The organism is Brevundimonas albigilva (genome assembly GCF_023503965.1).
Lineage (GTDB): Bacteria > Pseudomonadota > Alphaproteobacteria > Caulobacterales > Caulobacteraceae > Brevundimonas > Brevundimonas albigilva.
The window spans coordinates 1448911-1468105 of record NZ_CP097298.1 but is presented as its reverse complement, the minus strand read 5'-3'; the positions used below and the strand labels follow the sequence as shown (position 1 = coordinate 1468105).

At 71.1% G+C, this 19195-nt stretch carries 17 protein-coding genes and 6 pseudogenes; 15 read left to right on the top strand and 8 right to left on the bottom strand.

The features are described from left to right. Positions 1–40 precede the first annotated feature (40 nt). Together MU852_RS07690 and MU852_RS07685 are read left to right on the top strand one after the other, a co-directional pair. Entirely contained in the window at positions 41–790 is a 750-nt protein-coding gene (locus tag MU852_RS07690) for a TVP38/TMEM64 family protein (RefSeq protein WP_249751690.1), read from the top strand. Then, the gene (locus MU852_RS07685; RefSeq protein WP_249751689.1) at positions 787–2259 is read left to right on the top strand and encodes a sensor histidine kinase; all 1473 of its coding nucleotides are present in this window, start codon (positions 787–789) and stop codon (positions 2257–2259) included. The genes MU852_RS07690 and MU852_RS07685 overlap by 4 nt, the downstream gene beginning before the upstream one ends. 3 nt (positions 2260–2262) lie before the next feature. Here the strand turns inward: MU852_RS07685 and MU852_RS07680 are convergent, their stop codons facing one another. Next, positions 2263–2526, bottom strand: coding sequence for a hypothetical protein (locus MU852_RS07680; RefSeq protein WP_249751688.1), 264 nt, complete (start codon positions 2524–2526; stop codon positions 2263–2265). A gap of 124 nt (positions 2527–2650) precedes the next feature. Between MU852_RS07680 and MU852_RS07675 the strand changes: the two genes are divergently transcribed. Further along, a complete protein-coding gene (locus tag MU852_RS07675; RefSeq protein ID WP_249751687.1) occupies positions 2651–3178 on the top strand; it encodes a hypothetical protein in 528 nt (175 codons plus the stop codon). On the opposite strand, the gene MU852_RS07670 is transcribed toward MU852_RS07675, so the two are convergent. The 3 genes from MU852_RS07670 to MU852_RS07660 all read right to left on the bottom strand — a co-directional run bounded on the left by MU852_RS07670 (position 3175) and on the right by MU852_RS07660 (position 6010). Then, positions 3175–4137 (bottom strand): oxidoreductase, encoded by a 963-nt coding sequence (locus MU852_RS07670; RefSeq protein ID WP_249751890.1) that lies wholly within the window; start codon positions 4135–4137, stop codon positions 3175–3177. The genes MU852_RS07675 and MU852_RS07670 overlap by 4 nt on opposite strands. A 60-nt stretch (positions 4138–4197) precedes the next feature. Continuing rightward, positions 4198–4836: a glutathione S-transferase family protein gene (locus MU852_RS07665; protein ID WP_249751686.1), complete on the bottom strand. Its 639-nt coding sequence runs from the start codon at positions 4834–4836 to the stop codon at positions 4198–4200. 124 nt (positions 4837–4960) lie between these two features. Further along, on the bottom strand, positions 4961–6010 hold the full coding sequence (locus MU852_RS07660; protein ID WP_249751685.1) for a ribonucleotide-diphosphate reductase subunit beta: 1050 nt from the start codon (positions 6008–6010) through the stop codon (positions 4961–4963). Positions 6011–6270: 260 nt separating this feature from the next. Here MU852_RS07660 and MU852_RS07655 point away from each other — a divergent pair. Then, positions 6271–7472 (top strand): annotated as a pseudogene (locus MU852_RS07655) (acetyl-CoA C-acyltransferase). 133 nt (positions 7473–7605) lie between these two features. On the opposite strand, the gene MU852_RS07650 reads toward MU852_RS07655, so the two are convergent. The 3 genes and pseudogenes from MU852_RS07650 to MU852_RS07640 all read right to left on the bottom strand — a co-directional run bounded on the left by MU852_RS07650 (position 7606) and on the right by MU852_RS07640 (position 9324). Beyond that, positions 7606–8169 (bottom strand): demethoxyubiquinone hydroxylase family protein, encoded by a 564-nt coding sequence (locus MU852_RS07650; protein ID WP_249751889.1) that lies wholly within the window; start codon positions 8167–8169, stop codon positions 7606–7608. A 111-nt stretch (positions 8170–8280) separates the two neighbouring features. Beyond that, a pseudogene (locus MU852_RS07645) lies at positions 8281–8646 on the bottom strand (disulfide bond formation protein B); the annotation flags it as partial. Positions 8647–8748: 102 nt separating this feature from the next. Further along, complete coding sequence (locus tag MU852_RS07640) at positions 8749–9324, bottom strand: YqaA family protein (RefSeq protein ID WP_249751684.1); 576 nt, start codon at positions 9322–9324, stop codon at positions 8749–8751. Between the two features lie 118 nt (positions 9325–9442). Between MU852_RS07640 and MU852_RS07635 the strand changes: the two genes are divergently transcribed. The 4 genes and pseudogenes from MU852_RS07635 (at position 9443) to MU852_RS07620 (ending at position 12583) form a co-directional block, all read left to right on the top strand. Beyond that, positions 9443–10078, top strand: a complete 636-nt coding sequence (locus MU852_RS07635; protein WP_249751683.1) for an exopolysaccharide biosynthesis protein — start codon at positions 9443–9445, stop codon at positions 10076–10078. Positions 10079–10214: 136 nt separating this feature from the next. Then, positions 10215–11304, top strand: a pseudogene (gene hppD / locus MU852_RS07630) (4-hydroxyphenylpyruvate dioxygenase). Positions 11305–11310: 6 nt separating this feature from the next. Then, complete coding sequence (locus tag MU852_RS07625; RefSeq protein WP_249751682.1) at positions 11311–11490, top strand: hypothetical protein; 180 nt, start codon at positions 11311–11313, stop codon at positions 11488–11490. 19 nt (positions 11491–11509) lie between these two features. Further along, positions 11510–12583: an isoaspartyl peptidase/L-asparaginase family protein gene (locus MU852_RS07620; RefSeq protein ID WP_249751681.1), complete on the top strand. Its 1074-nt coding sequence runs from the start codon at positions 11510–11512 to the stop codon at positions 12581–12583. A gap of 42 nt (positions 12584–12625) precedes the next feature. On the opposite strand, the gene MU852_RS07615 is transcribed toward MU852_RS07620, so the two are convergent. Beyond that, the gene (locus MU852_RS07615) at positions 12626–13423 is read right to left on the bottom strand and encodes a SapC family protein (protein WP_249751680.1); all 798 of its coding nucleotides are present in this window, start codon (positions 13421–13423) and stop codon (positions 12626–12628) included. Between the two features lie 133 nt (positions 13424–13556). On the opposite strand from MU852_RS07615, the pseudogene MU852_RS07610 reads away from it, so the two are divergent. The 7 genes and pseudogenes from MU852_RS07610 (at position 13557) to MU852_RS07575 (ending at position 19104) form a co-directional block, all read left to right on the top strand. Further along, positions 13557–14046: pseudogene (locus tag MU852_RS07610) on the top strand (Fur family transcriptional regulator). Positions 14047–14048: 2 nt separating this feature from the next. Continuing rightward, a complete protein-coding gene (locus MU852_RS07605) occupies positions 14049–14939 on the top strand; it encodes an alpha/beta fold hydrolase (RefSeq protein WP_249751888.1) in 891 nt (296 codons plus the stop codon). 76 nt (positions 14940–15015) lie between these two features. Continuing rightward, entirely contained in the window at positions 15016–15681 is a 666-nt protein-coding gene (locus MU852_RS07600; protein WP_249751679.1) for a nicotinate-nucleotide adenylyltransferase, read from the top strand. A gap of 145 nt (positions 15682–15826) precedes the next feature. Continuing rightward, a complete protein-coding gene (gene rsfS, locus MU852_RS07595) occupies positions 15827–16252 on the top strand; it encodes a ribosome silencing factor (protein ID WP_249751678.1) in 426 nt (141 codons plus the stop codon). A 4-nt stretch (positions 16253–16256) separates the two neighbouring features. After that, positions 16257–16723, top strand: a pseudogene (rlmH, locus tag MU852_RS07590) (23S rRNA (pseudouridine(1915)-N(3))-methyltransferase RlmH). Position 16724: 1 nt separating this feature from the next. Further along, positions 16725–17801: a murein hydrolase activator EnvC family protein gene (locus tag MU852_RS17815; protein WP_250202005.1), complete on the top strand. Its 1077-nt coding sequence runs from the start codon at positions 16725–16727 to the stop codon at positions 17799–17801. 69 nt (positions 17802–17870) lie between these two features. Further along, positions 17871–19104, top strand: a pseudogene (locus MU852_RS07575) (DUF2254 domain-containing protein). The last annotated feature ends 91 nt before the right edge of the window (positions 19105–19195 follow it).

Here is a 19195-nt window from a genome sequence, read left to right as displayed (position 1 = left end):
GAGTCAACGGCGCGGCGGGCTTTTCAGGGATGCGGACCGCATGGCGCAACGAACGGCGAAGGAATGGGCGCTCCGGCTTTCGCCGCTGGCCGCCATCGCCGGCGTGGTGGTGCTGTTCTTCGCCCTGGGCTGGAACCGCTATCTGTCGATGGACCTGATCCGCGAGCATGGGCTGAACCTCCAGGCCTATGCGCGCCAGCACTGGTGGATCGCCCTGGTCGCCTTCGTCGCCGTCTATGCGCTGGCCACCGCCTCGACCATTCCCGGGCCGGTGTTCCTGACCCTGCTGGGCGGGATGATGTTCGGGCCGGTCGTGGGCATGCTGGCCCAGGCGACGGGGGCGACGATCGGCTCGGTCGTCATCTACGGCGTCTATCGCACCTCAATCGGCGGCTGGCTGCGCGCCAAGTTCGAGGCGGACGCCGGCTTCATGGATCGGCTGGCCAAGGGCATCGACCGCAACGCCTTCACCACCCTGTTGACCCTGCGACTGATCCCCAGCGTGCCCTTCGTCCTGATCAACGCCACGGCGGGGATGATGGCGGTGCCGCTCAGGCCCTATGTGATCGCGACCTTCCTGGGCCTGTTGCCGTCGACCTTCATCTACACCTGGATCGGGTCGCGGCTGGGCGGGCTGATCCGGGCGGGGGTCCGGCCAGACCTGGAGGTGCTGCTGCGCCAGTTCTTCTGGCCGTTGATGGGGGTGGTCTTCCTGTCCCTGCTGCTGCCGCTGGGCATCAAGCTGGTCCAGGTGGCGCGGCGGCGCCGTCAGGGAGCGGCCCCGGCATGAGCGCCCTGTTCGACCGCATCGCCGCGCGGCTGAAACTGTCGCCCGAGGCGGCCGAGACCTGGCGCGAGCGCCTGCGCCCCCGCGCGCCCGACGGCCTGTCGTCGCGACTGCTGCTGCTGACGGTCGCCTTCACCCTGGCGGTCGAGGCGCTGATCATGGCCCCCAACCTGGCCGCCTTCCACGAGCGCTGGCTGCGCGACCGGCTGCAGGCCGCCGAACTGGCCTCCGTCGGGGTCGAGGCGCTGCCCTATAGCGCGGTCGAGGACGACACGGCGGCCGAACTGATGCGGATCGGCGGGGTCCAGGCCGTGGCCCTGACCGAGCAGGGGGTGCGACGGCTGCTGCTGCAGGCGCCCAACCTGCCGCGCGCGCCCGAACTGATCGACCTGCGCCGCGAGAACATGGGCTCGCGCCTGCTGGACCCCTGGCGCACCCTGTTCGGCCACCCCGACCGGTCGCTGCGCGTCCAGGCCAAGCCGCGCTATCGGTCGGGCGACTTCATCGAGATCGTGACCCCGGCCCAGCCGCTTAAACTGGAACTGAGGGCCTTCCTGCTGAACAGCCTGCTGGTGTCGCTGCTGATCTCGGTCACGGCGGGGGCCCTGCTCTATGGCGGCCTGGCCCTGCTGGTGCTGCGCCCGCTGCGGCGCGTGACCCGGTCGATGGAGCGGTTCGCCGCCGATCCCGAGAGCGATCCCGAGACCCCGTCAGACCGCCACGACGAGATCGGCCGGGTCGAACGCGAACTGGCCCGGATGCAGGACGAGGTGCGCCAGTCCCTGCGCTCGCGCGCGCGCCTGGTGGCCCTGGGCGAGGCGGTGGCCAAGATCAATCACGACCTCAGAAACATGCTGACCTCGGCCCAGATGGCCTCGGAGCGGCTGGCCGCCTCGCCCGATCCGGCGGTGACCAAGGCCCTGCCGCGGCTGGAGCGGGCGCTGGGCCGCGCCGCCGCCCTGTCGCGCAACGTGCTGGAGTACGGCAAGAGCGAGGAGCCCGCGCCGCAGAAGACCCGCGTGGTCCTGACCCAGGCCCTGACCCTGGCGGCCGAGGACGCCGGCCTGGACCCCGACGGCGTGCGCCTGGTCAAGCAGGTGCCGGCCCGTTTCGCCGTGGAGGCCGATCCCGACCAGCTGTATCGGATCCTGGTCAATCTGATGCGCAACGCCCGCCAGGCGATCGAGGCCGATCCCGCCCGCCCGCCCGAGCGACGCGGCAAGGGGGCGATCACCGTCAGCGCCTTCGCCGAGAACGGGGTCTGCGTCGTCCGCATCGCCGACGACGGCCCGGGCATCCCCCCGCGCCTGGCCGCACGCCTGTTCGAGCCCTTTGTCAGCTCCAAACAGTCGGAAGGCACAGGCCTGGGCCTGACCATCTCGCGCGAGCTGGCGGCCCTGCACGGCGGCGACCTGCGGCTGGTGGAGGCGGCCGAGGGCGGGGCGGCGTTCGAGCTGCGCCTGCCCGCCTAGGCCCTATTCCAGCCCGTCCTCGCTGACGACGAAGTCGCGGTTCTCGGCCCGGGCGCGGGCGGCCAGCTCCTCCTGAACCAGGTGCCAGCGGCGCAGGCGTTCGTAGTCGATGGCGTGTTCGGGCGAGGCGTCCAGCCAGTCGCGGAAGTCCGCCAGCTGGATTCGCGCGTTCGGCGCCGACAGATCGGGCAGGGCCGGCACATTGGGCAGGCGGCGCGCCACCGAGGGCGGGATCGGGAAGTCCCCGGACGAGGTGCTCAGGATCATGGCTGCGCCGGCGGCTGAAGGAACGCCCGACCATGCCCGATCATCGGGCCTTGGCCAACCTTTTCCGGCCTTGCGCATTTCAAGCTTGAGTGTTCCAGTCTGAAGCCCTTCGGGAGAGCGAGCGATGAAAGCGTCCGTTGCCTTGACCCTGGCCTTGGCCGCCGCGCTGAGCGTCGCCGGCGTCGCGTCCGCCCTCGAACAGGGGCAGGACGGGGGGAGGCCGGGACGCCCGCCCCCCGCCTCGACGGCCTATCGCGCGCCCGACGGCTATCGCGACCAGCGCGCCCTTCCCGACGCCCACGATCCGGCCGCGCGCGAGGCGCTGCTGCAGGCGCGCGGAGAAGCCTATCGCCGGGCCCCCGACAGTCAGCAGACCGAGGCCGAACTGGCCGCCACGCGCGCCCTGAACGCCGAGATCGTGGCCCAGAACGACCTGGCCGCCAAACAGGAAGAGGCGGACCGCCTGGCCCACGACGCCGCCCTGGCCCGCTATCAGATCGAGGTGCGCCAGACCGAGGAGCGCGCCCATGCCGAGGCCGAGGCGGCCCGCGCCGCCCAGGACCAGTACGACCGCGACTACGCCGCCTGGATGGAGCGGGTCAAAGCCTGTCAGTCGGGCGTCCGCGCCGCCTGCGCCGTTCCCAATCCCTAGAGCGGCTGTTCGCCCCGACGCTGCGCGCTCAGAAGCCCGGCCTCCAGCACCTCCATCACCGCGATCGCCTGCGCCGGCGGAACCGGATTGGGCGCGCGGCCGCGCAGGGCCAGGGCGATCTGGTCGTAGTAGCGGCGATAGTCGCCTGAGGCGTCGTCCGTGGGCGTGCGCGCGCCCGTCAGGCCGTCGACCAGGGTCCCGGGGCGCGGATCCAGGCCCCAGCCGTCGCCCCCGGCGCGGCCGTGCGCCTTCAGCTGGTCCTCCTGCACGTCCAGGCCCGACTTGATCCAGGCGGCGCGGTCGCCCTGGACGGAAAAGCGCAGGTCCGGCGCCGGGCTGGTCATGTCGGCGTGGAGGATGGCCCGGAAATCCTCGTAGCGCAGCACGGCGTGGGCGTAGTCCGTCGCCTGCCCGCCCTGGCGCAGGATCGCCAGGTCCGCCGTGATCGCCAGCGGCCGGCCGAACAGGACCAGCGCCTGGTCGATCAGGTGCGGGCCCAGGTCGTACCAGATCCCCCGCGCGGGCGTGTCCGCCTCGCGCCAGCGGTCGCGCACCTGCGGGCGGAAGCGATCGAAATGGCTCTCGAACCGGAGGATGCGCCCCAGGCGCCCTGCGGCGATCAGGGCCTGAAGCGTCAGGAAGTCGGCGTCCCAGCGGCGGTTGTGAAAGACCGACAGCAGCAGGCCGCGCGCCTGGGCCAGGTCGGCCAGGCCCCGCGCCTCGGCCACGGTCAGGGTGAAGGGCTTGTCGACGACCACGGCGCGGCCGGCCTCCAGCGCCTGGCGGGCCATCGGCGCGTGAAGCGCATTGGGCGCGGCGATCACGACCAGGCCGACCTCGGGATCGGCCAGGGCGGCGTCCAGGTCGGCGACCGCCTTCGCATCCGGCCAGTCGGCTTTCACGGCCTCGCCCTGGCTGGACACGACGGCGTCCAGCCGCAGGCCTTCGGCCGCCGCGATCAGCGGGGCGTGGAAGGTCTTTCCGGCATAGCCGTAGCCGACCAGGGCGACGCCGACGCTTCACGCGCCGGCCTTCATCTCGGCGATCAGGGCGTCGTCGATCTCTCTCGCGCGGACGGCGGCCGGACGGGCCATCAGCCGGGCGGCGTAGGCCTGGAAGGCGGGGCGCTCGGGCAGGGTCTTGAACATCAGGCCCCAGGCGACCTGGCTGCCGACATAGACGTCGGCGGCGGTGAACTGGTCGCCCAGCAGCCAGGGCCCGCCCTGTTCCACGGCGTATTCCAGGGCGTCGACCGTCTGGTCGAACGAGCCGTAGCCGACCGTGGCCGACTTGTCGGACGGGGCCAGCAGGCCCAGCGACTTGGCGGTGACCGCCGCCTCCACCGGCCCGGCGGCGAAGAACATCCAGCGATAGTAGAGGCCGCGCTTCGAGTCATCGACCGCCGGCGCCAGCTTCGCCTCGGGAAAGGCGTCGGCCAGCCAGGCGCAGATGGCCGCGCCCTCGGTCACCGTCACGCCGCCGTGGACGACGGCCGGCACCTTGCCCATCGGATTGATCGCCAGATAGTCGGCCGACTTCATCGTCGTGCCATAGTCCAGCACCTCGGTCCGGTACGGCCGGCCGACCTCCTCCAGCATCCAGCGGACGATGCGCCCGCGCGACATGGGGTTGGTGTAGAAGACGATCTCGTCGGTCATGGCGTATCTCCCTCGCCGAGGAAGATACGCCATGACTTTCCTTTGGCCTACCGCGCTTCGCGCTGCTTGAGGCCGCTTTACCTTCGGCCTACCGCGCTTCGCGCTGCTTGAGGCCTGGCCGTCGTCAGCCCGCGACCAGGCTCATGTCGCGACGGGCCATCATGCGGTCGAACTCGGTCCAGACGCCGTCGGCGCCGTGCCAGTTCCCCTGCGTCGCCGCCTTGGAATATTCGGTGGCGCGGGCCTCGAAGAAGTTGGCGTGTTCGACGCCGCTGAGCAGCGACTGCAGCCAGGGCAGGGGGTTTTCCTTCACCCCATAGACTTCCGGCAGCTTCAGCTGGCGCAGGCGCCAGTCGGCGATGAAGCGGATGTACTGCTTGATGTCGTCGGGCGTCATGCCGTCGACCGCGCCCATTTCGAAGGCCAGGTCGATGAACTTGTCCTCCATCTTCACCACCGTCTGGCAGCAGTCGACGATGTCGTCGGCCACCGCCTTGGTCACCGCGCCCGTCTCCTTGTTGAAGGCGTGGTACAGCTTGATGATGCCCTCGCAGTGCAGGCTCTCGTCGCGCACCGACCAGGACACGATCTGGCCCATGCCCTTCATCTTATTCAGGCGCGGGAAGTTCATCAGCATGGCGAAGCTGGCGAACAGCTGGACGCCTTCGGAGAAGCCGCCGAACATGGCCAGGGTCCGGCAGATGTCGGCGTCGCTGTCGACCCCGAACTGGCCCATGTAGTCGTGCTTGTCCCGCATGGCCTCGTATTCCATGAAGGCGCCGAACTCGCTCTCGGGCATGCCGATGGTTTCCAGCAGCAGGGCGTAGGCCGCGATATGGATGGTCTCCATATTGCCGAAGGCGGCCAGCATCATCTTCACCTCGGTCGGTTTGAAGACCCGGCCGTAGCGTTCCATGTAGTTGTCCTGCACCTCGATGTCCGCCTGGGTGAAGAAGCGGAAGATCTGGGTCAGCAGGTTGCGTTCGTTGTCGTTCAGGGTCGAGGCCCAGTCCTTGACGTCCTCGCCCAGCGGCACCTCTTCCGGCATCCAGTGGACCTGCTGCTGCTTCTTCCACATGTCGAACGCCCACGGATAGCGGAAGGGCTTGTAGGCGGCGGAGGGCGTCAGCAGGCCGGGCGCGTCGGCGCGGATGATCGGGGTGACGGCGTTCATCGGGCGAGGACCTTTGGCGGGAGAGCGAATCCGAACAGGCGTTCACCATGCGACTCGTCGCTTCCGGCGCCAAGGGCAATTTCCCCTATTTAGCGATCACATTTTGCTAGACCGCTATATCTGGTGTTCTGTGGCAAGTTCCTTGGGGACGGGGCTGGGGACGATTTCCCGGGCTTGCCTTGACGCGGGGAGAGGCGCCTAAAGTTCCGCCGAAACAAGGACGCGGCACGCCGTCGCGCCGACCCGGAAGGAAACCACCCATGCGCGAAGCCGTCATCGTCTCCACCGCCCGCACCCCGATCGGCCGCGCCTATCGCGGGGCCTTCAACGACACCCAGGCGCAGGCGCTGGGCGCCCATGCGGTGCGCCACGCCGTCCAGCGCGCCGGCGTCGACCCGGCCGAGATCGAGGACGTGGTCATGGGCGCCGCCCTGCAGCAGGGCTCGACCGGCACCAACGTGGCGCGCCAGATCGCCCTGGCCGCGGGCCTGCCGTCGTCGGTTCCGGGCATGAGCCTGGACCGCCAGTGCGCCTCGGGCCTGATGGGGATCGCCACGGCGGCCAAGCAGGTGATCTTCGACCAGCAGAAGATGGCCGTCGGCGGGGGCTGGAGTCGATCTCCCTGGTCCAGAACCCGCACATGAACCTGCACCGCTTCAAGGACGAGGACCTGCTGAAGCTGTCGCCGCACATCTACATGTCGATGCTGGAGACGGCCGAGGTGGTGGCGCGCCGCTACGGCATCGACCGCGACCGCCAGGACGAGTATGCGCTGCAGTCCCAGCAGCGGACGGCTCAGGCCCAGGCCGAGGGGCGGCTGGACGCCGAGATCGTTCCCATGACCACGACCATGCTGGTCACGGACAAGGCGACGGGCGAGACTTCGTCGAAGGAGATCACCCTGTCCAAGGACGAGGGCAACCGGCCCGATACGACGCTGGAAGGCCTGAAGGCGCTGAAGCCCGTCTTCGGCGGCGGCGAGGAGATCCAGCAGGGCGAATACATCACCGCCGGCAACGCCAGCCAGCTGTCGGACGGCGCCTCGGCCTGCGTGATCATGGAGGCCGGCGAGGCGGTGAAGCGCAACCTCCAGCCGCTGGGCGCCTATCGCGGCATGGCGGTGGCCGGCTGCGAGCCGGACGAGATGGGCATCGGCCCGGTCTATGCTGTGCCCAAGCTGCTGAAGCGTCACGGCCTGACGGTGGACGACATCGGCATCTGGGAGCTGAACGAGGCCTTTGCGGTGCAGGTGCTGTATTGCCGCGACACCCTGGGCATTCCCAACGACCGGCTGAACGTCTCGGGCGGCGCCATCTCGATCGGCCACCCCTACGGCATGTCGGGCGCGCGGATGACCGGCCATGTGCTGATCGAGGGCAAGCGGCGCGGCGCGAAATACGGCGTCGTCACCATGTGCGTCGGCGGCGGCATGGGCGCGGCGGGGCTGTTCGAGATCTATTGAGGGGCCTTACCCCTCCGTCATCCTCGGGCTCGACCCGAGGATCGGATGCGGGTCAGGCTGTGCGCCTGAGGCGGACGCAGAGCGGCGGAAAAGCCGGCCCTCGGGTCGAGCCCGAGGGTGACGGCGATGGGGATCACACCTTCTCGCTGACCTTGATCGCCACCCTGCAGCCCGCCTTGATCACGCCGCTGAGCAGGCGATAGGCCGGCGCCTCGCGGCTGCCGTGTTCGATCGCGTGGTCGTGGTGGGCCAGCTCCTCGTCGCGGAACTGCTTCAGCTCGGCGGCCAGGGCCGGGTCGCGGTCGCCGATCTCGGCGATCTGGTCGGCGTAATGCTGCTCGATCACGCTTTCGACCGCCTCGGTGCAGGCATGGGCCGCCTTCTCGCCGATCAGGGCGGTGCCGGCGCCCAGCGCCGAGGCCGCCAGCCGCCAGACCGGCGTCATCGCCGTGGGCCGCACCTTGCGTTCGTTCAGCAGCCTTTCGAACCGGGCCAGGTGGACCGCCTCCTGGTCCTGCATCTCGGCCAGGTCGTGGGTGATCGCCTCGCGGCCCTTCCTCGCCTCGAACACCGCGCGCTGGGCGCGGTAGATCAGGACGGCGGCGTATTCCCCGGCGTGGTCGACGCGCAGGATCTCGTCCATCCGGGCCTTGTCGGCGCCCTGGCCGGGGCGGGGCAGCGGGATGCGGTCGCTCATGGTCAGGCCTTTTCGATGCGGGGCGCGGGCGTCCTTGGGACGCTTGGCGGCCAGCAGGCTGAACGTCGCAAGCGCCAGGGAGATCAGGACGTTCCATCCGGCCATCGACAGGCCCAGCCAGCTCCAGGCCACGTCGCCGCATGACGGCAGGGGGCCGGCGGGCGCGGTTCCGGCCGCCAGGGCCGCCAGGGCGTCGACATCCACCGACGCGCCGCCCATGCAGGTCGCGGGCAGGGCCCACCAGCCCTGCTCGCCGCCCAGGTGGAACAGGGCCGTGATCGCGCCGGTGGCGAAGACGGCGGCCAGCAGGAAGGCGGCGATGCGCGGCGTGCCCCGTCGGCCGCCGCTGAACAGGGTCCAGCCCGTGGCCAGCACGGCGATGGCCACCGCGCCCCAATAGACCTCGCGCTGCTTGAGACAGAGATTGCACGGCGCCAGTCCGCCGAACCGCTCGAAGGCGTGGGCGGCGCCCAGCATGGCCAGCGACGCCGCAAGCGCAAAGGCGGTCCACCAGCGGGTCAGAGGCGATAGGCGGCTCTCATCGATCGGGTTCTAGACCGGCGCGCGGTCCGCGTCGACTTACAGAAGCTTCACGACGACGACGGTGCCGACCAGGACGGCCAGGCCGATCCCCGTCCACAACGCCAACCGCTTTTCGACCTGGGCCAGCATGGCGGGGCCCCACCGCTTCAGGACCCAGGCCTCCAGGAAGAACCGGCCCCCGCGGGTGACGACAGAGGCGGCCACGAAGGCCGGGAAGCTGAAGGCCGCCAGGCCGGAGGCGATGGTCACCAGCTTGTAGGGAATGGGGGTCAGCCCCTTGATCAGGATGACCCACAGGCCCCAGTCGTCGAACCAGGCGCGGAACTGCGCCAGTCCGTCCGAATGGCCCAGCAGGCGCATCAGCATCAGCCCGACGTCGGTCAGGAAGAAGCCGATGGCGTAGCCCAGCATCCCGCCCGCCACCGAGGCCGCCGTGCAGACGGCCGCATAGACATAGGCCCGGTCCGGCCGGGCCAGGATCATCGGCGCCAGCATGACGTCGGGCGGGATCGGAAAGACCGAACTTTCGGCGAAGGACACCAGGGCCAGGGCGGGCGTGGCGTGGCGGCTGCGCGCCAGGGCGAAGACGCGGTCGTAGAGCTTGCGAAGCATGAAATCCCTGGGAAATCCCTGGCGGCGTCCGCATCGGCGCCGCCCTTGCGGCAACCGATAGCAGGGCTGCGACATTGCGTCATCCGACGCCGGAACGCGGCGTCGCTACATCCCCGCCATGACCGACGCCCGGACGCCCGAACAGAAAGACGACGTCAGCCACAACGTCACGCGCCTGCTTCGCCGCCTGGCCGACGACGGCGGCGACCGGGGCCTGACGCTGCACGAAATCCGCGACCGGATGGACGAGCGCGCCTATGGGCTGCTGATCCTGCTGCTGTCCATTCCCTGCCTGGTTCCGGGTCTCTACGGGGTGCCGCAGGTGGTCGGGGTGATCATCATCCTGGTTGCCGCCCAGCTGCTGGTCGGGCGCGAGGAGCCCTGGCTGCCGCGCTGTATGCTGGATTTGCGGGCCAGGGGGTCGTGGCTGAAGGCGATGGCCGACTTCGCGGAATCGAAGCTGTCCTGGATCGACCGGCTGTCGCGGCCGCGCCTGACCCGCTTCGCCGACGGGCCGGGCGAGAAGCTGGCGGCGGTCTTCATGATCCTGGCCACCCTGACCATCGTCCTGCCGATGACCAACACCATCCCCTCGATCGCCCTGGCCCTGCTGTCGGTCGGCCTGATCCAGCGGGACGGCCTGTTCGTCATCGCCGGGGCGGCGGTCGCCACGGCCTGGCTAACGCTGCTGGGCGCGCTGGCGGCCGGTCTCCTGCTGGGCGCCGAGTGGGCGACCCGGCTTCTGCCGGGGTGAGGGCGCACGCCGTCATCAACTCCCCGTGGCTTCGCCTTGGCGTTCGGGCGTTCGGCGACTAGGTTCCGGCCCAATCGGCGGCCCCGGCTGGGTAAGTCCGCCCCAACGACATGGCAGGAGACGCATCATGCACGACATGCCCCCCAACGATGCAGCGAAGCAGCTGGACCAGGACAACCCCCTCGGCGTCGACGGTTTCGAGTTCGTCGAGTTCACCGGCCCCGAGCCCGAGGCCATGATCTCGCGGCTGGAGACCATGGGCTTCACCCAGACGCACGTGAACCCGAAGACCGACGTGGTGCGCCTGAAGCAGGGCGACATCTCCTTCCTGGTGCACCGTTCGCCCAAGGGCCAGGCCGCGGACTTCGCCACGGATCACGGCCCGTCGGCCAATGGCATGGCCTTCCGCACCACCGACGCCAAGGCCGCCTACGAAGGCGCGCTGGCGCGGGGCGCCGTGGCGGCCCAGGGCGCGAACGGCGGGGCGCTGGGCGACCACCCCTATATCCTGCAGGGCATCGGCGGCAGCCTGCTCTATGTCATCGACCAGTATGGCGACGCCGGCTCCCTGTATGACGCCTGGGACGAGATCGAGGGCTGGGAAGAGGCCGAGCGCAAGAACTCGGTCGGCCTGGAGATCCTGGACCACCTGACCCACAACGTGCGGCGGGGCCAGATGCGGACCTGGTCCGGCTTCTACAACTCGATCTTCAACTTCGAGGAGCAGAAGTATTTCGACATCAAGGGCAAGGCGACCGGGCTGTTCTCCCAGGCCATGATCGCGCCCGACCGCGCCATCCGCATCCCGCTGAACGAGAGCCAGGACGAGAACTCCCAGATCGAGGAGTTCATCCGCCGCTACAACGGCGAGGGCATCCAGCACATCGCCCTGACGACCGAGAACATCTTCGAGACGGTCGAGGCCATGCGCGAACGCGGCGTCGCCTTCCAGGACACGATCGAGACCTATTTCGAACTGATCGACAAGCGCCTGCCTAACCACGGCGAGGACGTGGAGCGGATGCGCAAGAACCGCATCCTGATCGACGGCTCGGACGAGGAAGGCCTGCTGCTGCAGATCTTCACCGAGGACACCTTCGGCCCGATCTTCTTCGATCATCCAGCGGAAGGGCAACGAGGGCTTCGGCAACGGCAACTTCCAGGCCCTGTTCGATTCGATCGAGCTGGACCAGATCCGGCGCGGCGTCATCAAGGTCGACGCCTAGGTGAGGATGCGGCCGCCGCACTGGCTTCCCTGGCTCGGCCCGCTGCTGGCGGCCGGGGCCGGGGCGCTGGCGGGCGAATACTGGCTGGGCGGCGGCTTCTGGGTCGTGCTGATCGCCGCCTTGGTCTGCGGTTTCGCCCCGATCGTCGCCTATCGCATCTGGAAGCGGATGCATCACCGGTCCTGACGGATCGAGGGGGAACGTCATGAAGTTCGTCGCGCTGGCCGCCGCCCTGTCGCTGATGGCCGCCTCGGCCGCCGCCGCCCAGCCGGCCGGGGACGCCCCGCGCTGGTCGCTGGCCATCCACGGCGGGGCGGGCGTGATCGAGCGGTCCAGCCTGACCCCGGAACAGGACGCGGCCTATCGCGCGGCCCTCCAGAAGGCGCTGGAGGCCGGGTCGGCCGTGCTCGAATCCGGCGGGGCGGCGCTGGACGCCGTGCAGGCGGCGATCCAGGTCATGGAGGACGATCCGCTGTTCAACGCGGGGCGCGGCGCCGTCTTCACCGCCGCGGGGCGCAACGAGCTGGACGCCGCCGTGATGAACGGCCCCGACCTGACCGCCGGCGCCGTGGCGGGCCTGACCACCACCCGCCATCCCATCGCCGCCGCCCGCGCGGTGATGGAGCGCTCGCCCCACGTCATGCTGATCGGCGCCGGCGCGGACGCCTTCGCCGCCTCGCAGGGCCTGGAGCAGGTCGAGCCGGCGTGGTTCTTCACCCAGCGTCGATGGGACCAGCTGATCCGGGCGCTGACGGAGCAGGGCGCGGCCCTGCCGCCCCTGCCGCCGGCCGGCGCGCCCGGCTCGCCGATCGGCGGCCTGGCCTCCACGCAGCCCGCGCCGCCGCTGGACGAGAAGAAGTTCGGCACGGTCGGGGCCGTCGCGCTGGACGCCCAAGGACGGCTCGCGGCCGGAACCTCGACCGGGGGCATGACGGCCAAGCGCTGGGGCCGGGTCGGCGACGTGCCGATCATCGGCGCCGGCACCTACGCCTCGAACGCCGACGGCTGCGCGGTCTCGGCGACGGGCTCGGGCGAATATTTCATCCGCTCCACCGTGGCGCGCGACATCTGCCGCCGCACCGCCGAGGGCGCCTCCGTCCAGGCCGCCGCCGAGGCCGAGATCGCCGAGGTGGCCGCCATCGGCGGCGACGGGGGCGTCATCGTCATGGGCCGGGACGGCGCGGTCGCCTTCGCCCTGAACACCTCGGGCATGTATCGCGGGCAGGCCGGCGCCGGGCGCCCGGCCCGCGTCGCCATCTACGCCGACGAAGGGCGCTGAAACGAAAAACGCCCCGCCGATCCTCGGCGGGGCGTCGGATCGTCAGGCCGTCGACGCTCGGGCGTTGGCGGCGACCGGGGGCGCGGCACGCAGCAGGGTCATGGCGATCAGGCGATCCCAGCCCAGCAGCGACACCAGGTGGGCGTAGATCTGGCCCAGGGCGCCGTTGTCGCGCAGCTCCACCAGCTTTTCGGCCGGCAGGGCCTTCAGCTTGTCTTCCGACACCGCATAATATTCCGCGAGCTTCTGGGGCGCGCCGGCCGTGCCGTCCGGGTTGCGCGGCGTGAAGCTGGCCTCGCGCACCTCCAGCAGGTCCAGGTCCTCCATCAGCTTGACGAAGGATTCGGTGCGCACCCGCTCCTGTTCGAAGCTGTTGCAGAACTCCATCGCCATCTTGACGTAGTCGCTGGGCTGGCCGTCGACGAACAGCGGGTTCAGGCCGCCCTCGACCACGATGTCGGCGCCGCGGTCGACGCAAAGGATCAGGCGCTGGTTGGACTTGTCGTCGGCGAAGACGAACGGATAGCGGCGCACGAAGGCGGGGATGTAGGCGTCGGGGCGGAAATCGCCCTCGGGCGACACGAACAGGTTCTCGCCGTTGCGCAGGCCCATGACGGCGGCGGGCTGCTTCTGGGCGCCCATGAAGATGACCGGATAGGACAGGGCGGCGGCGGCGAACTCGGTCACCGTCAGCGGGACGAAGTTGGTCTGACCCACGAAGGCGTAGGGCTTTTCGGCGGCGTTGACGCCCAGGGTCTGGTGCTGGGCCGGATCCAGCGGCTCCGGCTGCTTGTAGAAGAGGACGGCGCCTTCGAGCGGCGATTGGAGGGTGTCGGTCATGGAAGCCCGGACGCTTGAGAGGGGAAAGAGGCGCGCCTTCTAGCCCAGGCCCGCCCTGTCGGCAAACCGTCGCGCGTCATGATCGGCCGCGGTTCATGTTGCGGCGGGGGCGGCCAGCCATTAGCTGTGGCGCATGGGTTCCGCCTGCGACCACGACCACGACCTGTCCGGCCTCCACGGCGGCGCCCTGGCGCGCGCGCTGCAGGCGGCCGAACGCCGCGCGGCCGAGAGCGGGGAGCGGATGACCGCCCCGCGCCGCCGCGTGCTGGCTGCTGCTGGAGGCGGGGGAGCCGGTGAAGGCCTACGACCTGATCGCCCGCTTCGGCGAGGACGGCCAGGCCGCCAAGCCCCCCACCGTCTATCGCGCGCTGGAGTTCCTGGAGAAACTGGGGCTGGCCCACCGGATCGCCTCGATCAGCGCCTATGTCGCCTGCGCCGAGCACGACGGCGGGTCCGCCCACGCCGCGGCCTTCCTGATCTGCGACTGCTGCGGCGCCACGCGCGAGATCAGCGGGCCGGACCAGGGCGTCATCGACGCGGCGGCGGCCGACGCCGGCTACGCCATCGCCCGCACCACGATCGAGGCGCACGGCCGCTGCGGCGCCTGCCGCGAGGCCGGGTGATCGTGGACGCGGCGCTGCTGACCCCGCCGCGCCGCCTGTCCGTCCCAGTGGCTAACCGCTGGGGCGCGGGGACGATGGCGGTGATGGACTACGGCGACCCGGCCCGGCCGGTGGACCTGGTCTTCTCGCACGCCAACGGTTTCAACGCCGCCACCTATCGCAGCCTGCTGTCGCCGCTGTCGGCCTCGCTCAGGATCTGGGCGCCGGACCTGCGGGGTCACGGGCGCTCCACCCTGCCCACCTTCGCCCGGCCCAAGACCAGCTGGCTGGATCACCGCGACGACCTGCTGGCGTTGCTGGCGGCCATCGACGGCCCCCCGGTGGTGCTGGCGGGTCATTCGATGGGCGGGACCGCGTCGCTCCTGGCCGCCGCCGAACGGCCCGAGCGGGTCTCGAGCCTGGTCCTGTTCGACCCGGTGATCTGGCGGCGCTCGGCGGTTCTCGCCTTCCAGCTTCCGTTCGCGCACCGCTTCGCCTCGCGCATCCCGATCGCGGCCGCCACCCTGCGCCGTCGCGCCGCGTTCGACAGCCGCGAGCAGGCCATGACCGCCTATCGCGGACGCGGAGCCTTCAAGGGCTGGCCCGACATGGTGCTGGCCGACTATCTGAGCGACGGCCTGGCCGAGACGCCGGACGGCTTCGTCCTGGCCGCCGCCCCGGCGTGGGAGGCGGCCAACTACGCGGCCCAGGCGCACGACCCCTGGCGGGCCCTGCGGCGCTATCGCGGCCCGGTGCGCATCCTGAAGGCCCAGCACGGCGCGCTGACGCACGTGCCCGCCCATCCCCGCGGCCTGCCGCACGTCACGGTCGAGACGGTGGCCGGCGGCGGCCATCTGTTCCCCATGACCCACGCCGACGTCGCCCGCGACGCCCTGTTCGAGGCGGCGGTCTGACGGGGAGAAATCGGTATGCGGATCGTTCGGGGGCGTGGTAAGGGCGCCGCTGAGCATAACCCCGTCCGAGACGCCGTTGTCCTTCTTTCACGCCGGTTCCGCGCCCCAAGGCGGCGGTCCCCGCCCCGGGGGGCTGCGCGACGGCCTGATCCTGGCGCCGGGGATGAAGGTCGGTCTGTTCGGCGGCTCGTTCAATCCCGCCCATGACGGCCACGCCCATGTGGCCGAGACGGCGATGCGGCGGCTGGGCCTGGACCGGGTCGTCTGGCTGGTGTCGCCCCAGAATCCGCTGAAGCCCGTCCGCGACAGCGCGCCGCTGGCCGCGCGCATGGCCTCGGCCCGGCGCCAGGCCCAGGGGCCGGCCATGATCGTTTCGGATTTCGAGAGCCGCATCGGGGTGCGCTGGACCGTCGACACCCTGCGCGCCCTGGTCGCGCGCCATCCGGGGGTCCGCTTCGTCTGGCTGATGGGGTCGGACAATCTGGCCGACTTCCACCGCTGGCGGGGCTGGACCGACATCATGCGCCTGATGCCGGTGGCGGTGATCGCCCGGCCGGGATCGCTGCTGGACAGCCGCACCGCCCCGGCCGCGGCCCGCTTCTCCCGCTTCCGCGTCCCGGCCGAGCAGGCGGGCCTGCTGCCCAGCCTGGAAGCCCCGGCCTGGACCTATCTGACGGCGCCCCTGAACGCCCGTTCCTCCAGCGCCATCCGCGCGGCGCGGGCGGGCGTCGTCCCGTCCTGACGCGGCCTTGATCGGATGGCCGGTTCACGATCCGGCCCATCCGTGCTAGAGGACCGCTTTAAGTCAACGCTCCCGGAGCCCTCCGCTGACCCCCTCGCCCGCGTACGATACGCAAGACGCCGCCGTCTCCAACACGGCGCACGAGATGGACCCCATCGAACCCCTCCATTCCGAAGACGGCTTCGACACCGACGGTCCCGTCGGCGAATCCGCCCCGCGCCCGATCGGCGCCACCCCGCTGGAAGAGGCGCTGCTGGCCCGCCTGGACGACGACAAGGCCCAGGAGATCGTCCTGATCGACCTGAAGGGCAAGAGCGCCATGGCCGACACCATGATCGTCGCCTCGGGCCGGTCTCACCGCCACGTCGGCGCCATCGCCGACCACCTGCTGCGCACCCTGAAGGAACAGGGCCTGGGCCGCGCCAAGGTCGAGGGCCTGCCGCACTGCGACTGGGTTCTGATCGACGCCGGCGACGTGATCGTGCACCTGTTCCGCCCGGAAGTGCGCACCTTCTACAACATCGAGAAGATCTGGGCGGTCGATTCCGCCCACCGCACCGCGCGCGACTGATGTCGTGAAGCTGGGCGTCGTCGCCATCGGCCGGCCCGGTCGGGGCCCGGAAGCGGTCCTGGCCGAAGACTACGCCCGGCGCGCCACCCTGGCCGGGCGCGCCCTGGGCCTGGGTCCGCTGGACCTCGTCGATCTGGAACCGAAGAAGCCCGGCAAGGCGCCCGAGGCCGAACTGATCCTGGCCGCGGCCGAAGGGGCGCATCTGATCGCTTGCGACGAGCGGGGCCGCACCTATTCGTCGCGCGCGTTCGCCGAACATCTGGCCCGCTTGCGCGACCAGGGCGAGCGGCGCGTGGTCTTCGCCATCGGCGGGGCCGACGGGCTGGACGACAGCGTGCGCGCGGCGGCGGCCTCGACCCTGGCCTTCGGCCCCCAGACCTGGCCCCACGCCCTGGCGCGCGCCATGCTGACCGAACAGCTGTACCGGGCCGTGACCATCCTCCTGCCGGATCGCCCTATCATCGCGATTGAGATGCGCCGCGCCCTGGTTCCCGCCCTGCTGCTGACGGCCCTGGCCGTCGCCCCCGCCGCCTCGGGCCGCCCGGCGCCGGAGAGCGAACTGGCCCGTCTCCAGGCCGAGTTCCGCGACGAGACCGCCCGCGCGCGCCGCCTGCGGGCCGACGCCGACGCGGCGCGCGACGAACTGGCCCGGCTGGAGCGCCGCCTGGCCTCGCTGCGCGCCGAGGCGGCGACCGGCGACGGGCGCGTGGAGGTCCAACGCGCGCGCCTGGCCCAGCTCAGCCGCCAGGAGGCGACGCTGGTGGCGGACATGGCGCGCGAGCGCGGCGCCCAGACCCGCCTGCTCAGCGCCCTGCAGATGATGAGCCGACGGCCGCCGCCGCCTTTGCTGGTGCCGGCCGACAAGGCGGTCGACACGGTGCGCGCCGCCATCCTGCTCAAGGCCATGACGCCCGACCTCCAGGCCAAGGCCGCCACGCTGAAGGCGCGCCAGGACGAGATCATGCGCGTGCGCCGCCTGGCGGTGCTGTCGTCCGAACAACTGTTGACCAGCGAGAGCGAGCAAGGCGACCTGCGCGGCGAAATCCAGTCGCTCAGCGACCGCAAGAGCGCGCTCAGCGCGGTGCTGGGCGCCGAGGCCCGCGCCGCCGAACGCGCAGCGGGCGTGCTGGAACGGCGGATCCGCGAGCTGGGCGGCGCCGTGCCGGCGACCGTGGCCGCGGCCCCGGAGACCGCGCCGCTTCCCGCCGGGCGGGGCCGGCTGACGCCGCCGGTCAGGACCGGCCCGACCCAGACCTATGGCGACGGGACCAGCGGCTGGCGCTGGCGCGCCGACCGGGCCGTCGTCGCCGCCCCGGCCGAGGCCAAGGTCGCCTACGCCGGGCCGCTCAGCGGCTGGGGCCAGGTGGTGATCCTGGACCTGGGGCCGGGCTGGCGCGCGGTGATCGCGGGGCTGGAGACGCTGGACGTCCAGGCCGACGCCCGCGTCGCCGACGGCCAGGCGCTGGGCCGCACCGGACCGGACGGCGACGTCTATTTCGAGCTTCGCCGCGACGAACGTCCCATCGACCCGGCGCCGTGGCTGCGTTGAGCCCGACCCGGCGCTGACGGGACCGCCGCAACCGTCACGGCTCAGCTTCGTTGAGGGGGCGGAGGATTCATGAACCGCTGGCTTTTCTTCTGGCGTCGCTTTCGGCGCCAACTGTGGGTGCGGGCGTCGGCCTACGCCGGCCTGGGCGTGGCGGCCTCCCTGCTGGCGGTGTTCCTGGCGCCGTGGGTGCCCAAGGACATGGCCGAGCGCCTGGGCGGACCGTCGGTCGAGTCGATCCTGACCATCCTGGCCTCCAGCCTGCTGAGCGTGGCGACCTTCTCGGTGGGGGCGATGGTGACGGCCTATACGTCTGTGTCCAGCGCGGCCAGCCCGCGCGTGGCCGCCCTGGTCACCAGCGACGGCGAGACGCAGAAGTCGCTGGCCACCTTCGTCGGGGTGTTTCTACGCCATCGTGTCGGTGACGGCGATCAATGCGCATTATTACGGCCAGGGCGGGCGCGCGATCCTGTTCCTGTTCAGCCTGGCGGTGGTCGTGCTGGTGGCCTTTCGCCTGCTGGCGTGGATCAACCGCCTGTCCAGCCTGGCGCGGGTCGGACACATGATCGACCTGGTGGAGGCCCAGGCGCGCCAGGCGCTGGATCAGCGCCGCGACACGCCGTGGCTGGGCGGGCGGCGTGGGCGGCTGGAGACGGGCGTGGACGTGACCGCCGTCTCGACGGGCTATGTTCAGAACGTCGATCCGGACCGCCTCCAGGGCGTGGCCGAACAGCACGATTGCCAGGTCGAGGTCGTGGCGGCGCCGGGCGCCTTCGTGCGGCGGGGCGAGGTCCTGGCGCGGGTCGACCTGCCCCGCTGCGACGAGGCGGCGCAGGGGGACTTCCGCTCGGCCTTCGCCGTCGGCGATTCCCGATCCTACGACCAGGATCCCCGCTTCGGCCTGATCGTGCTGGGCGAGATCGCGGCCAAGGCGCTGTCCCCCGGGGTCAACGATCCGGGCACGGCGATCCAGGTCGTCGGCGCCGGCGTGCGGCTGCTGGAAGGCTGGGCGACCCATGCGCGGCCGGACGCGCCCCGATGCGATCGCCTGCTGGCGCCGTCGATCCAGGAGGCGGACCTGCTGGACGACGTCTTCGGGCCGATCGCGCGTTTCGGCTCGGGCGACGTGGCGGTGGCCATGCGCCTGCGAAAGGGCCTTCTGTCGCTGTCGACGCTGGACGCCCTGGCGACCCCGGCGCGGGCGATGGCGGACGAGGCGCTGGAGCGCGCCCGGGCCGCCCTGCCGATCCCCGCCGATGTCGCCCGCGTCGCCGCGATCGGACGCCAGGACCCACGCTCGGCCTGAGCCGGACACGAGACTGGACGAAATCGTCCTGTCCATGCGATTAAGACTTGCCCACACGCCACATCCGCGTATTGCGGCGCCCTTCGCCACA

Excerpts from the sequence above, each read along its gene's own strand:
- MU852_RS07690 (WP_249751690.1), top strand. The coding sequence starts at position 41 with ATGGCGCAACGAACGGCGAAGGAATGGGCGCTCCGGCTTTCGCCGCTG.
- MU852_RS07685 (WP_249751689.1), top strand. The coding sequence starts at position 787 with ATGAGCGCCCTGTTCGACCGCATCGCCGCGCGGCTGAAACTGTCGCCC.
- MU852_RS07680 (WP_249751688.1), bottom strand. The coding sequence starts at position 2,526 with ATGATCCTGAGCACCTCGTCCGGGGACTTCCCGATCCCGCCCTCGGTG.
- MU852_RS07675 (WP_249751687.1), top strand. The coding sequence starts at position 2,651 with ATGAAAGCGTCCGTTGCCTTGACCCTGGCCTTGGCCGCCGCGCTGAGC.
- MU852_RS07665 (WP_249751686.1), bottom strand. The coding sequence starts at position 4,836 with ATGACCGACGAGATCGTCTTCTACACCAACCCCATGTCGCGCGGGCGC.
- MU852_RS07660 (WP_249751685.1), bottom strand. The coding sequence starts at position 6,010 with ATGAACGCCGTCACCCCGATCATCCGCGCCGACGCGCCCGGCCTGCTG.
- MU852_RS07650 (WP_249751889.1), bottom strand. The coding sequence starts at position 8,169 with ATGAGCGACCGCATCCCGCTGCCCCGCCCCGGCCAGGGCGCCGACAAG.
- MU852_RS07640 (WP_249751684.1), bottom strand. The coding sequence starts at position 9,324 with ATGCTTCGCAAGCTCTACGACCGCGTCTTCGCCCTGGCGCGCAGCCGC.
- MU852_RS07635 (WP_249751683.1), top strand. The coding sequence starts at position 9,443 with ATGACCGACGCCCGGACGCCCGAACAGAAAGACGACGTCAGCCACAAC.
- MU852_RS07625 (WP_249751682.1), top strand. The coding sequence starts at position 11,311 with ATGCGGCCGCCGCACTGGCTTCCCTGGCTCGGCCCGCTGCTGGCGGCC.
- MU852_RS07620 (WP_249751681.1), top strand. The coding sequence starts at position 11,510 with ATGAAGTTCGTCGCGCTGGCCGCCGCCCTGTCGCTGATGGCCGCCTCG.
- MU852_RS07615 (WP_249751680.1), bottom strand. The coding sequence starts at position 13,423 with ATGACCGACACCCTCCAATCGCCGCTCGAAGGCGCCGTCCTCTTCTAC.
- rsfS (WP_249751678.1), top strand. The coding sequence starts at position 15,827 with ATGGACCCCATCGAACCCCTCCATTCCGAAGACGGCTTCGACACCGAC.
- MU852_RS17815 (WP_250202005.1), top strand. The coding sequence starts at position 16,725 with ATGCGCCGCGCCCTGGTTCCCGCCCTGCTGCTGACGGCCCTGGCCGTC.